Here is a 13,408-nt window from a genome sequence, read left to right as displayed (position 1 = left end):
CCAAAGCCGCGTCAAGCCATCCTCATGTCTGATACCACGTCCGCGCCCACACTCGTCACCGCCTGGAAAACCGCCCAGGCCCGGCTCAAGGCCGGCCGCATCGACAGTCCGGCCATCGATGCCCGGCTGTTGCTGGAGGTCGCCGCCGGGGTCAGCCGCACCGACATCCTGACCGACCCGCACCGGGCCCTGAGCCCCGACCAGAGCGCGGCCTATGCGGCGATGATCGAGCGACGGCTGAAGCGCGAACCGGTGTCGCGCATCCTCGGTCGCAAGGGCTTCTGGAAGATCATGCTCAACGTCACCCCCGACGTGCTGAGCCCGCGCCCCGACACCGAGGCCCTCCTCGACGTGGTGTTGCTGGCCTTCCCGCCGCAGGCCGCCTTCCAGATGATCGACCTCGGCACCGGCTCGGGGGCCATTCTGCTGGCCACCCTGGTCGAGCGTCCGGCTGCGCGCGGCATGGGGACAGACATCTCGTCCGAGGCCATCGCCGTGGCCAAGGAGAACGCGGCCAACCTCGACCTCGACGCCCGCGCCAGCTTCCTGCGCACCGAATGGGCCACCGGCTTCGGTCCCGGCGAGTTCGATCTGGTGGTGTCCAACCCGCCCTATATCCCCAGCGGTGACATCGCCGGCCTCGACCCCGAGGTGCGCGAGCACGACCCGCATCTGGCGCTGGACGGCGGGCCCGACGGCCTGCAGGCCTATCGCGACCTGGCCCCCGAGATCCACCGTATCCTCAAGCCCGACGGCATCTTCGCGGTCGAGATCGGTTGGGATCAGGGTCCGCAGGTCAAGGCCCTGTTCGACGCCGCCGGCTTCGCCGACGTCCGGGTGGTCAAGGACCTGTCCGACCGCGATCGCGTCGTCACCAACGGCCCGGACCCGCGCACCAACCCGATTCCGAAGATGTAGAAATCCTCCCCCATCGGGGGAGGGGGACCACCCGAAGGGGGGTGGAGGGGGCCGCGTCCCGGGTCACCCCCTCCACCGCCGCGCGGTTCCCCTCCCCCGCAGGGGGAGGATCGCGCACCGAACAAACCCCTTGGAAACACGCCCGTCCCGCGCTAAGCTTGTGTCTGTCTCCCACCCAAAACGCACGCCTTGGACCGCTTCAGGCCCATCCACGCGCGCTCGGGGCATGTGATGTCGGGCCGGGTCGCCCGGCGGGCCACAGGGTGGCAACGGATTTCCGAATACATCGTCAGCGGGGATTGGCCCCGAACGAGACGGAACGAAGACACGGACGGCGACAGACTGCAATGTGCAGATCCGACCGTTCCCCATACAAAGCACGGTAAGTTTCGATGAGAGATTTCAAGGGCATGAAGCGTCAGCGCGGACGCAACAGGAAGCCCGGCGGCGGAGCCAACAACGCCAACAGCAGCAATCCGAACCGGTCGTGGGATTCCCAGGGCCCGGAGAACATCAAGGTCCGCGGCAACGCCCAGACGGTCTATGAGCGCTATCAGCAGCTCGGCCGTGACGCGACAGCCGCCGGCGACCGGGTGCTGGCCGAAAACTACATGCAGCACGCCGAACACTATTTCCGCGTCCTGCGCGCCCTGCAGCCGCAGCGTTCGGTCTCCGAGATCGCCGCGCGCGAACTGTCCAACCAGGGCTATGATATCGATTTCGAGGATGAATCCGGGGCCCAGGCCGCCGCCTTCCTCGCCGCCCAGCAGGCCGCCGACCGTGCCGCGCAGGGCGAGTCCCGTCCCGAACGCGACTCCGGCGACAACGACACCCCGGCCGGTCAGGGACAGGCTCGTGACTCGAAGGACCGCGACGGTCCCCGCGAACCGCGCCCGCCGCGCCAGCGTGACGACCGTCCCCGTGATGATCGTCCCCGCGACGACCGGCCCCGGGACTCGCAACCTCGTGACGACCAGCCCCGCGCCGAAGGTGACGACGGCGGCCCTCGCGAAACCCGTCGTGAACGCTGGGAACGCCGCCGCGACGAACGCAACCGTCGCTTCGGTGAAGGCACCGAGGGCGAGGCTTCCACGTCAGACGCCGGTCCGGCCGTCGCGCCGGAGTCCGGTTCCGGTCCGGACGCGGCTGCCCCGGCCCGGGCCGAGACGCGCGCCCGTCGCCCGCGCGCCGATCGCAGCGACCGTCCCGCCACCGAGGCTCCCGCCGAGGCGGCCCCGGCCCTGCCGGGCTTCCTGACCCGCTCGACCGTCACCGCCGCCGCCCCGGCCGAGACCGCCGAGGCCCCGGTCGTCAAACGCCGCGCCCCGCGCAAGAAGGTCGAGGCTCCGGCCGCCGACGAGTGAGGCTTCCCCGCAGGGGGCGGTCTTGACGGCAGAGGTTCCGACCGCTTCTTGGGACCGGTACTCTCCGGAAGGCCTGTCCATGCGTTCGCCGCTTCGCCTGTCCATCGTCATCGCAATCGCCGCCGTCACTGTGACGGCCTGTGCCTCGGTACCGCCGCCCCCCCCGCCACCGCCGACGGGGCCGGCCGGCCCGACCGGCGTGGTCCTGCGTGACTGGCGTGCCATCATCACCAGTGCCGACCGCGACCGCTATCGCCGCCGCGCCGCCGCCTGGACCCTGGCCCTGCAGCAGGTCGCGCGGCAGCCCGGCTCGGGTGACCTCGACAGCCTCGGCGACCTGATCCGGCCCGATGCGGTTCGCCGGTCCGTGACGCCACCGGCCGGCGACTATCGCTGCCGCACCGTCAAATTGGGCTCCCAGGGCGGGGCTGCGGGCCTCGGCTATGTCGTCTACGGCTGGTACGACTGTCGTCTCGAACAGACCGACCGCGGCCTGAAATTCTCCAAATTGACCGGTTCGCAGCGCCCCGCCGGCCTGCTGTTTCCCGAGAATGACAGCCGTATGGTGATGCTGGGCTCGATGTCCCTGGCCTCCGAGCCCCCGGCCAATTCCTACGGCCAGCGGCCCGACCGCGATCTGGTCGCCGTGCTGGAACGGATCGGCGAGCGCCGCTGGCGTCTGGTCATCCCCTGGCCGCAGAACGAATCCAACCTCGACCTGATCGAACTGGTCCCGAACTGAGCCCCACCGGCCGGAGCCGCCGGATTGATCCCGGGGCTCCCGCGATTGGACTCTGCGAACGGAGCGGCGCAGGCTGAGAACCGACGGAACAGGCTGTCCGTTGAATTCTGGAGCACCTCATGAGTGGTTCGGACTCTGGCTTCACCGGCTCTATTCCCGCGCTCTACGATCGCTATCTGGGGCCGACCCTTTTCGAGCCTTTCGCCTCTGATCTCGCCCGCCGTTTTGCCGGTTTCGAAGGGGTCATCCTCGAGACGGCTGCGGGCACAGGGCGCGTTACCTGTGCGCTGGCGGCGGCCGCCCCGGATGCGACGATCGTGGCAACGGACCTGAACCCCGCCATGCTGGCCCAGGCCGTTCAGGTCGTGTCCGCCCCCAACATCAGCTGGTCCGAGGCTGACGCCCAGGCACTGCCGTTCGCGGACGCGACCTTTGATGCCGTGGTCTGCCAGTTCGGCGCGATGTTCTTTCCCGACAAGGCGACCGCCTATGCCGAGGCCCGGCGCGTGCTCAGGCCCGGCGGACAGTTTGTCTTCAGCGTCTGGGATCGGATGGAGACCAATGAGCTGACGCTGGCCGTGCATCAGACCGTGGGCGCGTGCTTTCCGGATGATCCCCCGAATTTTCTCACCCGCACGCCTTTCGGCTACCACGACGCTGATGCCATTCACCGCGCCGTTTCTGTCGCGGGGTTCAGCGATGTCTCGGTCGAGACCGTGTCCCTGGCGACGCCCGCCGCCTCGACCGCGGGCTTCGTCCGGGGTCAGTGCCAGGGCTCCCCCCTCGCCGCCGAGATAGAGGCGCGGCGTCCGCAGGGTCTGGAACAGGTCGTCGAAACCGTCACTGCCGAACTGACCCGCCGTCTGGGCCCGGGACCGATTTCCGGCAGGGGTCAGGCGCTCGTGGTGACGGCCCGGGTCCCCTCGGACTGACCGGCTCCGACTTCGCTTGACCCGGGGTCCCTGGCCAGCGAGTCTGTCACTGCGCCCGGACATCCCGGCGTGGAATTTCAGGGGGTCTGCATGCGCAGTATCAGCGCCACTATCGGGTCAGTCGTACTGCTGGCCATCATCGCCGGTATCGCTCTCGTCGGCATGCCCACCTACAACGTCTATTCTAAGCAGATGAAGGGCAAGGCCGCCTATGAGGAGGCGGTCCAGAACCGCCGCATCCGCGTGCTGGAAGCCCAGGCCGCCCTCGATTCGGCCGAGCTGACGGCCAAGGCCGAGGTCGCCCGCGCCCGCGGCACCAACGAGGCCAACCGCATCATGGCCGAGAGCCTCGGCGGCCCCGACAACTACCTGCGCTGGGCCTATATCAACATGCTCGCGGAAACCGCCGGCCAGGGCGACCGTCAGGTCATCTATCTGCCTACCGAAGCCGGCATGCCCATCCTCGAGGCCGGCCGCCGTTCGGGACAGTAATCCCGACTTCTTGTGCCCGCGACGTCTTTGCGCCCCGATTGAAGCGTTAGTCGGCCCGGTGGGGTTTCCCCACCGGGAGACCGACCATGAAATTGAACACCACAAGTCTCACCCTGGGCTTTATCGCCCTGACATCCGTCTCCCTCGCCGCCTGCCAGCGAACCCCGGCCCCCGAAGCGCCGTCGGCGGAGCCGGCCCCTGTGGCTGAGGCCACCGTGCCCGCGCCTCTGCCGGCTTCGGAATATCTCGAGACCCTGACCGAACAGGCCTTCAGCGCCACCCCGGATGAGCTGGACGCCTTGATATCGCAGGTCCGGACCGCCGTGGTTCGCGATCGTGGATCCTTGTCGTCCGCGGCGGCGACCGAGCTGGATCAACGCCTGCAGCAGATCACCGACGATCGCGCGGCGCTGAAGCGGGCTGATCTGGCCATCGCCTCGGTCGAGGCCTTTCGCCTGTTCGTCTCGGCCGCGCCCGACACCCCCCCCGCCGCCGGGGTCGTACCGGCCGAGGTCAGCCTGCTCGACTATGCCGGCTTTCGCTACCAGGCGGATCTGAAGGCCGAACCGGTACGCTGGGATGACGCCGCCGCCGCCGCCGACTATGCCGCCGGTCAGTGGGACCGCATCTCGGCGCGCGTGACCAATGAGGGCCTGCGGACCCGGTTCGGCAACACGGTCGCCGAGATGAAACTGGCCATCAAGGACCGTAATGCGACCCATGCTGCCCTGGTCGTCACCCGCGAACTTGACCTGGTCGATGAACTCGAAGCCCATTTCTCGGGTCACTGAGCGGCCGGCCCGTCCATCCAACTGCTGAACAAGGCCAAATATGACCCGAGACCAGGGCGAACTGCTCAGCAAGGTGCCGGCCATCACCCTGGGCTTCTGGGTCATCAAGATCCTGGCCACCACCCTTGGCGAGACCGGCGGCGATACGGTCAGCATGACGATGAACCTCGGCTATCTGGTCGGGACCGCCATCTTCCTCTCCGTACTGGTGCTGCTGGTCGGGCTGCAGATCGCCGCGCGGCGGTTCCGTCCCTTCCTCTACTGGGCCACCATCGTCGCCTCGACCACGGCCGGCACGACCATGGCCGACTACGCCACCCGTTCGATGGGGATCGGCTATACCGGCGGCTCGCTGCTGCTGCTGGCCTGCGTGGCCGGCTCATTGCTGGCCTGGCGCTGGACCCTCGGATCGATCTCGGCTGACACCGTCGCCACGCCCCGGGCCGAGATGTTCTACTGGCTGACCATCACCTTCTCCCAGACCCTGGGCACCGCCCTGGGCGACTGGACTGCCGACACCGGCGGGCTCGGCTTCCTCGGGGCCGCCGTGGTGTTCGGTGTGGCCCTGGCCGTGGTGGCGGGCCTGTATTTCCGCACCCGGATTAGCCACGTGGTGCTGTTTTGGGCCGCCTTCATCCTGACCCGGCCGCTGGGCGCGGCGGTCGGCGACCTGCTCGACAAGCCGCTGGACCACGGTGGTCTGGCCTTCAGCCGCCCGCTCGCCTCGCTGGTTCTGACCGTAGCCATCGTCGCCCTGATCCTGATCCTGCCCCAGCGCGCCGGCCAGCATCCCGGGCATACGACCGAAGCCAGCTGAGGTCAGGCGTCAGCCCGGGGGCCGTTCCCGATGCAGCGTCTCGGACATGCGTACGGCGACCCAGAGACCCGAGGCGAAGGTCAGTCCGGCCACGACCACGGCGGCGGCCGACAGGCCCAGCCGGTCAGCGACCAGTCCGGCGATGATGGCCCCGAAGGCGTAGCCCAGATCGCGCCAGAGCCGGTAAACCCCGACGGCCGACCCTCGCCATGACGGCTGGGCCACGTCGCCGATCGCGGCGAGCAGGGTCGGATAGACCATGGCGGTGCCGAGTCCGAGCAGGACGGCCGCCGTGGCGAAGGCGGCGAAGGTCCCGGACACGGCCGTCAGCAGGATGCCGATCGCCTGCACCCACATGCCTGCGGCGATCAGCCATTTGCGACCCACCCGGTCCGACAGGCTGCCGGTCACCAGCTGGGACACGCCCCAGACGGCAGGATAAACGGCCGCCAGAATGCCGATCTTCGACAGGCCCAGACCCGCGGCCATGAAGATCAGCGGGAACAGACCCCAGGCCAGTCCGTCATTCAGATTGTTGATCAGTCCGGCCTGGGTCACCGACGACAGGTTGCGGTCGCCCCATGTGGTGCGCCGGAAAATCTCGAACTGACCCGGCGGAGTGTCGGGACCGGTCGCCTGTGACGCGGACTCGTGATCGGCATGGCCCCGGGTTTCCCGCACCAGCCCCACGGACAGCAGCAGGCCCATGACGACGAACACCACGCCCAGATAGAAGGGCTCCGGCCTCAGCCCGTAGTGGACGGCGATATAGCCGGTGGCCCAGGCCGCCATGGCGACGGCGAAATAGCCGGCGAACTCGTTCAGCCCCATGGCCAGTCCGCGGTTTTTCGGTCCGGCCAGATCGATCTTCATGATCACCGCCGTCGACCAGGTCAGCCCCTGGCTCACCCCCAGAAACAGATTGGCGACGATGACCCAGCTCCACGACGGGGCCCACATCAGCAGGAACGGCACCGGCGCGGCGATGATCCAGCCGGCGATCAGCACCGGCTTGCGCCCCCAGCGATCACCCAGCCGGCCGGCGACATAGTTGGACAGGGCCTTGGTCACGCCGAACACGGCGATGAACGACAGGATGGCGGTGCGTTCGGCCAGGCCGAACTCGATCTCGGCGAGGGACGGCAGGATGCTGCGCTCGATCCCGACCATGCCGCCGACAAAGGCGTTGATCAGGACCAGCAGCGAGAACTGGGCCCAGTTGTTGCGGACGCCCAGTTTCAGGGGCGGCGAGGGTGTCACCCGTTCACCCGCACCAGCTTCAGGTCCTGATAGTCGTACGAGAAGTCGATGTCCGGCGACACGCCCTTGACCGTGGCCCGCACCGGACGGCCGTCCTCGATCTCGAAGGTGACGAAGGCGTCCTCCTCACGGGTGTCGGGGAAGCGGGTGCGCATCATGTCGCCGTCATAGGGTTCCAGCGGTCCCTGCAGGGCCGGATTGTGGGTGAAGCTCAGCCACAGTTGCAGGTCGCGGGCCTCGATGGTGACATCCCCGTACCACGGGTCGCGCCAGGTCCCGGCATAGGCCGACAGCGGCAGGGACGGCGCGGCCCCGGCGGCCTGTTTCGCATCGATCTCAACGGCGGCGGCCAGCGATTTCTCGATGTCCTCGCGGTTGCGCCGCAGCGAGTCGGCGATCCAGTCGAAGTCGGTCTTGTCCATGCAGATGTCGGTGATGCCCGAGCGCAGCGCCCGCAGCAGGTCGCTCTCCTCGGCATTGGAAAAGACCGAGAAGCCGATGTTGCGGCCGGGGATCAGCATCGTCGCCGAAATGCCGCCGGGCGAGCCGCCGCCGTGGCTGACCAGCCGCTCGCCGCGATAGTCCTGCACCTGGAAGCCCATCGCATAGGTCGAGGCGATGGCCCGGCCGGGCAGGGCGGCGGTCGGCCCTTCGGACGAATTGATGATGATGTTGGGCCGCCACATCTCTTTCGCCGCCTCTTCCGAGAACAGCCGGCTGCCGTCGGGCAGGGCCCCCATGGCCAGCCGCACGGCGATCCATTTCGACCAGTCGACGGCGCTGGTGCAGATGCCCCCGGCCGCTGCCGCCGAATCCCAGTTCCAGATGGCGGCGATCGAGTCGGCGATCGGCCGCATCTCGCCCTGATAGCGCAGCGGCGGGCCGGTGCGGGCGTGCGGCAGGGCCGACTTCTGCGGATCGGCCAGCGTGGCCATCGGCACGGTGTCGCCCATGCCGACCCGGTCGAGAATCCGGGTCTGGACGAAGTCTTCCCAGCGCTGGCCCGAGGCCGCGGCCAGCACCTGACCGGCGACCACGAACATCAGGTTGCAATAGTGGTAACCGGCGCGGAAACCGTCCTCGATCGACACGAACGGCACCTGCGCCATCACCTGTTCGCGGGTGCGGTCGCTGTTGGGCCAGAACAGCAGGTCCCCGGCCCCCAGACCGAACCCGGCCCGGTGGCTCAGGGTGTCACGCACGGTGATCCGCTCGCCGATCACCGGGTCCGACAGCGTAAAGCCCGGCAGGTAGGTGCGCACCGGTTCGTCCCATTTCACCTTGCCCTCATCGACCATCATGGCCAGTCCGGCGGCGGTGACGTTCTTGGTATTGGAGGCGATGGCGAACAATGTGTGGTCATCGACGCGCCGGGCCTCGCCCATCTTGCGCACCCCATAGCCGCGCGTCAGGATCGCCTCGCCGTCCCTGACCAGCGCCACCGACAGGGCCGGCTGGTCGGGAAAGGCCGCCATGCAGCGCCGCACATAGGCATCGACCGCCTCGGCCAGACCCGCATGATCATTGGCCGCCTCCTGCGCCCAGGCCGACAGCGGCAGGGCGGCGACGCCCATCCCGGCGACGGAAGAGGTCAGGGCGGCGCGGCGGGTCAGGCGAAGGGTCATACGAAGGCTCCGGAGAGGGGGACAGGCGACGCTAGCCCGCCGCCCGGCGACCTGTCCACGATCCCGCGCCCCACCCCCTTGTGTGTCCCACTGGCCACACCCACCTTTGCCTCAGATCAAGGCGTCGCTTGTCGCAAGGGCGCAACTGGTCGACCATCCGCCGCTTCAGGGGACACGCATGAATCTCGACCTCTATTCCGACCGCGCCAAACAGGCGATCCAGTCCGCCCAGTCGCTGGCCCTGGCCCGCCGCCACCAGCAGTTCGCGCCCGAGCATCTGCTCAAGGTGCTGCTGGAAGAGCGCGACGGCCTGGCCCGCAATCTGATCACCGCCGCCGGTGGCGACGCGGCGAAAGCCGAGACCGCGACCGAGACCGCCCTGAAGAAGCGCGCCCAGGTCAGCGGCGGCTCCGGCCAGCTGTATCTGGACGGCGACACCGCCCGCGTCTTCTCGACCGCCGAGGAAGCCTCAAAGAAAGCCGGCGACGCCTTCGTCACCACCGAACGCCTGCTGGCCGCCCTGCTGCGTGAAGGCGGGGTCGCGGCCGAGGTGCTGAAGTCGGTCGGGGTCACGTCGGACGCCCTCGACGCGGCCGTCACCGACCTGCGCAAGGGCAAGACCGCCGACTCCGCCGGAGCCGAGGACGCCTATGACGCCCTGAAACGCTATGCCCGCGACCTGACCCTGGCCGCCCGTGACGGCAAGATCGACCCGGTCATCGGCCGCGACGAGGAGATCCGCCGCACCATCCAGGTTCTCGCCCGCCGCACCAAGAACAACCCCGTCCTGATCGGCGAGCCCGGCGTCGGCAAGACCGCCATCGTCGAGGGTCTGGCCGTGCGCATCGTCAACGGCGACGTGCCCGAGAGCCTGAAGGACAAGACCGTGATGGCCCTCGACATGGGCTCGCTGATCGCCGGGGCCAAATACCGCGGCGAGTTCGAGGAACGGCTCAAGGCCGTGCTGGGCGAGGTCACCGCCGCCGAGGGCCAGATCATCCTGTTCATCGACGAGATGCACACCCTGGTCGGGGCCGGCAAGGGCGACGGGGCCATGGACGCCTCCAACCTGCTGAAGCCGGCGCTTGCCCGCGGCGAGCTGCACTGCGTCGGGGCCACCACCCTCGATGAATATCGCAAACACGTCGAGAAGGACGCCGCCCTGGCGCGTCGCTTCCAGCCGGTCTTCATCGAGGAGCCCAGCGTCGAGGACACCATCTCCATCCTGCGCGGCATCAAGGAGAAATATGAGGTCCACCACGGGGTGCGTATCTCCGACTCCGCCATCGTCGCCGCCGCCACCCTGTCGCACCGCTACATCACCGACCGCTTCCTGCCCGACAAGGCCATCGACCTGATCGACGAGGCCGGCAGCCGCGTGCGCATGGCCGTCGATTCCAAGCCGGAATCCCTCGACGAGATCGACCGCCGTCTGGTCCAGCTCAAGATCGAACGCGAGGCCCTGAAGAAGGAGTCCGACAAGGCCTCCAGGGACCGGCTCGAAAAACTGGAAGACGAGATCGCCGACCTCGAGAGCGAAAGCGAAGACCTGACCGCCCGCTGGAAGGCCGAGAAGGAGAAGGTCGGGGCCGGGGCCCAGCTGCGCGAGACCCTGGACCGCCTGCGCGCCGAACTGGCCGCCGCCCAGCGTGCCGGCGACCTGGCCCGCGCCTCCGAGATCGCCTACGGCCAGATCCCCGGCATCGAGAAACAGCTGGTCGAGGCCGAGGCCAATGAGACCGACAAGGCCGGCCCCCTGACGCCCGAGGTCGTCGACGCTGAACAGATCGCCCAGGTCGTGTCCCGCTGGACCGGCGTCCCCGTCAACAAGATGCTGGAGGGCGAGCGCGACAAGCTGCTGGCCATGGAGGACGCCCTGGGCCAACGCGTGGTCGGCCAGGACGAGGCCCTGACCGCCGTGTCCGATGCGGTGCGCCGCGCCCGCGCCGGCCTCAACGACCCCAACCGCCCGCTCGGCTCCTTCCTGTTCCTCGGCCCGACCGGCGTCGGCAAGACCGAACTGACCAAGGCCCTGGCCGAATTCCTGTTCGACGACGAAGCCGCCATCACCCGGATGGATATGTCCGAATATATGGAGAAACACAGCGTCAGCCGCCTGATCGGCGCCCCTCCGGGCTATGTCGGCTATGACGAGGGCGGGGCCCTGACCGAGGCGGTCCGCCGCCGCCCCTATCAGGTCGTCCTGTTCGACGAGGTCGAAAAGGCCCACCCCGATGTGTTCAACGTCCTGCTCCAGGTGCTGGACGACGGCCGCCTGACCGACGGCCAGGGCCGCACCATCGACTTCCGCAACACATTGATCATCATGACCAGCAACCTGGGGTCCGAGTTCCTGTCACAACAGGGCGAGGGCGACAGTGTCGACGCCGTCCGCCCCATGGTCATGGACTCGGTCCGCGCCCATTTCCGCCCCGAATTCCTCAACCGCATCGACGAGATCATCCTGTTCAGCCGCCTCGGCCGCGAACAGATGGCCGGCATCGTCCGCATCCAGCTGGGCCGCTTCGAGAAGCTGCTGGCCGACCGCCGCCTGACCCTGGCCATCGACGACCCCGCCCTCGCCTGGATCGCCGACCGCGGCTACGACCCGGTCTACGGCGCGCGCCCGCTGAAACGCGTGATCCAGAAAGACCTGGTCGACCCGATCGCGCGGAAACTGCTGGCGGGCGAGATCGAGGACGGGTCGGTGATCGGCGTGTCCGCCGGGGCCGACGGGCTGGAGATCGGCAAGGTGCGGGTGCACTAGCGCCCCCTCCGCTCCCCCCTTGCTTTCGTCATCCCGGGGCAAGCGGCACCGCCGCGCCGACCCCGGGACCCAGCGGCGCGGTCGCGTCAGCGATCGCGAAACCTGTCCGTCGCATCGTGCCAGACCGTTTCGCGCTCACGCGCGCCGCTGGGTCCCGGGGTTCGCTGCGCGCCCCCGGGATGACGAAAGCGGGGGGCGGGGACGGGGAAAGCGCCGCCTTCTAATCATCGCTTTCGAAATGTTGCACGAGCCGCTCCAGAACACCCAGAGCGGCGCTTTGCCGGGTCCTGAGTGCATCGGACGCCACAGCCTTGATCTCCGCTCGACGGAGTAGCTCCCGGGTCAAGGTGTGACCGCGCCGGTCTTTCATGGTCAGCCGGGTCAGGTCGCGATGGAGGCGGTCGTTCTCGCCGGTCAACTGATCGACCCGCTGCCGGAAGTCCTCGCCGTCATAGCCGGCCCATTCCACAGTTACGGCTTTCGCCCTGAGGTTCGTCGTCGTACCCGCGAAAACCTGGTGTACCTCCGCGCGATCAGGGAAGACGGTGCCCTCGACCTCTTCGCCAATCTTTTCGGAGACCTCCGCCTCCTCGAAGCCAGCCGCCTCGAACCGCACGACAAGGACGACCTTGTCGCCGGGCTTGGTGGAGAAGGTGAAGGGATAGACGCGCAATTCGACGTCGCGGCCCAGCACAGTGACCCGGCCAAGGACGCCGTAGAACTCCGTGCTCTTGCCCATTGTTACCCCCGCTCCAATCCTAAGGAACACGATCACATTAGCGGAAGCGGACGTGCGATCCAGAACGGTGTGGCTGGTCCTGCCACGCGGACTGACTTCATTCCCCCCGCTTTCGTCATCCCGGGGCAAGCGGCGCCGCCGCGCCGACCCCGGGACCCAGCGGCGCGGTCGCGTCAGCGATCGCGAAACCCATCCGCCGCACTGTGCCAGACCGTTTCGCGCTCCGCGCGCCGCTGGGTCCCGGGGTCTCTCCCGTCTTGCGCCGGGCTCGCCCCGGGATGACGAAAGCAAGCGGGGTTCGCTAGCGCGCCCCCGGGATGACGACAGCAGAAGGGGGTGGATGACGCGCCGCGAAATATCGCATAGGTTGTGCGTATGGTCACGCATCGCACCTTTATCGCCACCTATATCATGGCCAGCGGGCGCAACGGCACCCTCTATACGGGCATGAGCGCCAACCTGCAGGCGCGGGTCTGGCAGCATCGCACCGGGACCTTCGACGGCTTCACCCTACAGAATCGCTGCACCCGGCTGGTCTGGTTCCAGCGTTTTGCCTGGGTGGTCGAGGCGATCCGGCGTGAGAAACAGATCAAGGACTGGAAGCGCGACTGGAAGCTGGCCCTGATCGAGGCCGCCAACCCCGACTGGCGCGACCTCGCCGCCGACTGGTTTGCCCCGACCGTCCCCGACTGGACCCCGCCGCCGGAACCGCACTGACGCCCCCGCTGTCGTCATCCCGGGGCCGCGCAGCGAGCCCCTCTCCCGCTTTCGTCATCCCGGGGGCGCGCAGCGAACCCCGGGACCCAGCGGCGCGCGATAGCGCGACCCTGTCGCGGACGCGGCTGTTCGACCGTCGTGCGAGGCAAGATCGCCTTCGCTTCGCTGCGGCGCCGCTGGGTCCCGGGGTCTGTGCGGCTGCGCCGCTTGCCCCGGGATGACGACAGCAGGGGATGCGAGGTGT

Annotated in this window: 12 protein-coding genes; 9 read left to right on the top strand and 3 right to left on the bottom strand. The window is 68.5% G+C overall.

Annotated elements, in window-relative coordinates:
• Positions 1-24: 24 nt before the first annotated feature.
• From prmC to AAC050_RS03195, 7 genes are all read left to right on the top strand, one after another.
• Positions 25-918 (top strand): peptide chain release factor N(5)-glutamine methyltransferase, encoded by an 894-nt coding sequence (gene prmC, locus AAC050_RS03225; RefSeq protein WP_339913609.1) that lies wholly within the window; start codon positions 25-27, stop codon positions 916-918.
• Positions 919-1,310: 392 nt separating this feature from the next.
• Entirely contained in the window at positions 1,311-2,282 is a 972-nt protein-coding gene (locus AAC050_RS03220) for a DUF4167 domain-containing protein (protein WP_339913608.1), read from the top strand.
• A 79-nt stretch (positions 2,283-2,361) separates the two neighbouring features.
• Positions 2,362-3,024 (top strand): DUF4893 domain-containing protein, encoded by a 663-nt coding sequence (locus AAC050_RS03215; protein ID WP_339913607.1) that lies wholly within the window; start codon positions 2,362-2,364, stop codon positions 3,022-3,024.
• 119 nt (positions 3,025-3,143) lie between these two features.
• Positions 3,144-3,956 carry a class I SAM-dependent methyltransferase gene (locus AAC050_RS03210; RefSeq protein ID WP_339913606.1) on the top strand — a complete coding sequence of 271 codons (813 nt, stop codon included), beginning with the start codon at positions 3,144-3,146 and terminating at the stop codon, positions 3,954-3,956.
• Between the two features lie 90 nt (positions 3,957-4,046).
• The gene (locus tag AAC050_RS03205; protein WP_339913605.1) at positions 4,047-4,448 is read left to right on the top strand and encodes a hypothetical protein; all 402 of its coding nucleotides are present in this window, start codon (positions 4,047-4,049) and stop codon (positions 4,446-4,448) included.
• A gap of 86 nt (positions 4,449-4,534) precedes the next feature.
• On the top strand, positions 4,535-5,239 hold the full coding sequence (locus AAC050_RS03200; RefSeq protein WP_339913604.1) for a hypothetical protein: 705 nt from the start codon (positions 4,535-4,537) through the stop codon (positions 5,237-5,239).
• A 40-nt stretch (positions 5,240-5,279) separates the two neighbouring features.
• Complete coding sequence (locus tag AAC050_RS03195; RefSeq protein ID WP_339913603.1) at positions 5,280-6,056, top strand: hypothetical protein; 777 nt, start codon at positions 5,280-5,282, stop codon at positions 6,054-6,056.
• A 9-nt stretch (positions 6,057-6,065) separates the two neighbouring features.
• Here the strand turns inward: AAC050_RS03195 and AAC050_RS03190 are convergent, their stop codons facing one another.
• Both AAC050_RS03190 and AAC050_RS03185 read right to left on the bottom strand, forming a co-directional pair.
• Positions 6,066-7,316, bottom strand: a complete 1,251-nt coding sequence (locus tag AAC050_RS03190) for an MFS transporter (protein WP_339913602.1) — start codon at positions 7,314-7,316, stop codon at positions 6,066-6,068.
• Positions 7,313-8,941, bottom strand: a complete 1,629-nt coding sequence (locus tag AAC050_RS03185; protein WP_339913601.1) for a serine hydrolase — start codon at positions 8,939-8,941, stop codon at positions 7,313-7,315. Before AAC050_RS03185 ends, AAC050_RS03190 begins: the two co-directional genes overlap by 4 nt.
• Positions 8,942-9,119: 178 nt before the next feature.
• On the opposite strand from AAC050_RS03185, the gene clpB reads away from it, so the two are divergent.
• Complete coding sequence (gene clpB / locus AAC050_RS03180) at positions 9,120-11,708, top strand: ATP-dependent chaperone ClpB (RefSeq protein ID WP_339913600.1); 2,589 nt, start codon at positions 9,120-9,122, stop codon at positions 11,706-11,708.
• A gap of 220 nt (positions 11,709-11,928) precedes the next feature.
• Here the strand turns inward: clpB and AAC050_RS03175 are convergent, their stop codons facing one another.
• Positions 11,929-12,447 (bottom strand): hypothetical protein, encoded by a 519-nt coding sequence (locus tag AAC050_RS03175; RefSeq protein WP_339913599.1) that lies wholly within the window; start codon positions 12,445-12,447, stop codon positions 11,929-11,931.
• A gap of 375 nt (positions 12,448-12,822) precedes the next feature.
• Between AAC050_RS03175 and AAC050_RS03170 the strand changes: the two genes are divergently transcribed.
• The gene (locus AAC050_RS03170; RefSeq protein WP_339913598.1) at positions 12,823-13,164 is read left to right on the top strand and encodes a GIY-YIG nuclease family protein; all 342 of its coding nucleotides are present in this window, start codon (positions 12,823-12,825) and stop codon (positions 13,162-13,164) included.
• The last annotated feature ends 244 nt before the right edge of the window (positions 13,165-13,408 follow it).

Origin of the sequence: uncultured Brevundimonas sp. (assembly GCF_963974615.1) — a bacterium.
GTDB lineage: Bacteria > Pseudomonadota > Alphaproteobacteria > Caulobacterales > Caulobacteraceae > Brevundimonas.
Note: the sequence above shows the minus strand (reverse complement) of the source record. Positions and strands in the feature narration are given on the sequence as shown.

Coding starts and splice junctions, on each gene's coding strand:
- prmC (WP_339913609.1), top strand. CDS start 25: ATGTCTGATACCACGTCCGCGCCCACACTCGTCACCGCCTGGAAAACC.
- AAC050_RS03220 (WP_339913608.1), top strand. CDS start 1,311: ATGAGAGATTTCAAGGGCATGAAGCGTCAGCGCGGACGCAACAGGAAG.
- AAC050_RS03215 (WP_339913607.1), top strand. CDS start 2,362: ATGCGTTCGCCGCTTCGCCTGTCCATCGTCATCGCAATCGCCGCCGTC.
- AAC050_RS03210 (WP_339913606.1), top strand. CDS start 3,144: ATGAGTGGTTCGGACTCTGGCTTCACCGGCTCTATTCCCGCGCTCTAC.
- AAC050_RS03205 (WP_339913605.1), top strand. CDS start 4,047: ATGCGCAGTATCAGCGCCACTATCGGGTCAGTCGTACTGCTGGCCATC.
- AAC050_RS03200 (WP_339913604.1), top strand. CDS start 4,535: ATGAAATTGAACACCACAAGTCTCACCCTGGGCTTTATCGCCCTGACA.
- AAC050_RS03195 (WP_339913603.1), top strand. CDS start 5,280: ATGACCCGAGACCAGGGCGAACTGCTCAGCAAGGTGCCGGCCATCACC.
- AAC050_RS03185 (WP_339913601.1), bottom strand. CDS start 8,941: ATGACCCTTCGCCTGACCCGCCGCGCCGCCCTGACCTCTTCCGTCGCC.
- clpB (WP_339913600.1), top strand. CDS start 9,120: ATGAATCTCGACCTCTATTCCGACCGCGCCAAACAGGCGATCCAGTCC.
- AAC050_RS03175 (WP_339913599.1), bottom strand. CDS start 12,447: ATGGGCAAGAGCACGGAGTTCTACGGCGTCCTTGGCCGGGTCACTGTG.
- AAC050_RS03170 (WP_339913598.1), top strand. CDS start 12,823: ATGGTCACGCATCGCACCTTTATCGCCACCTATATCATGGCCAGCGGG.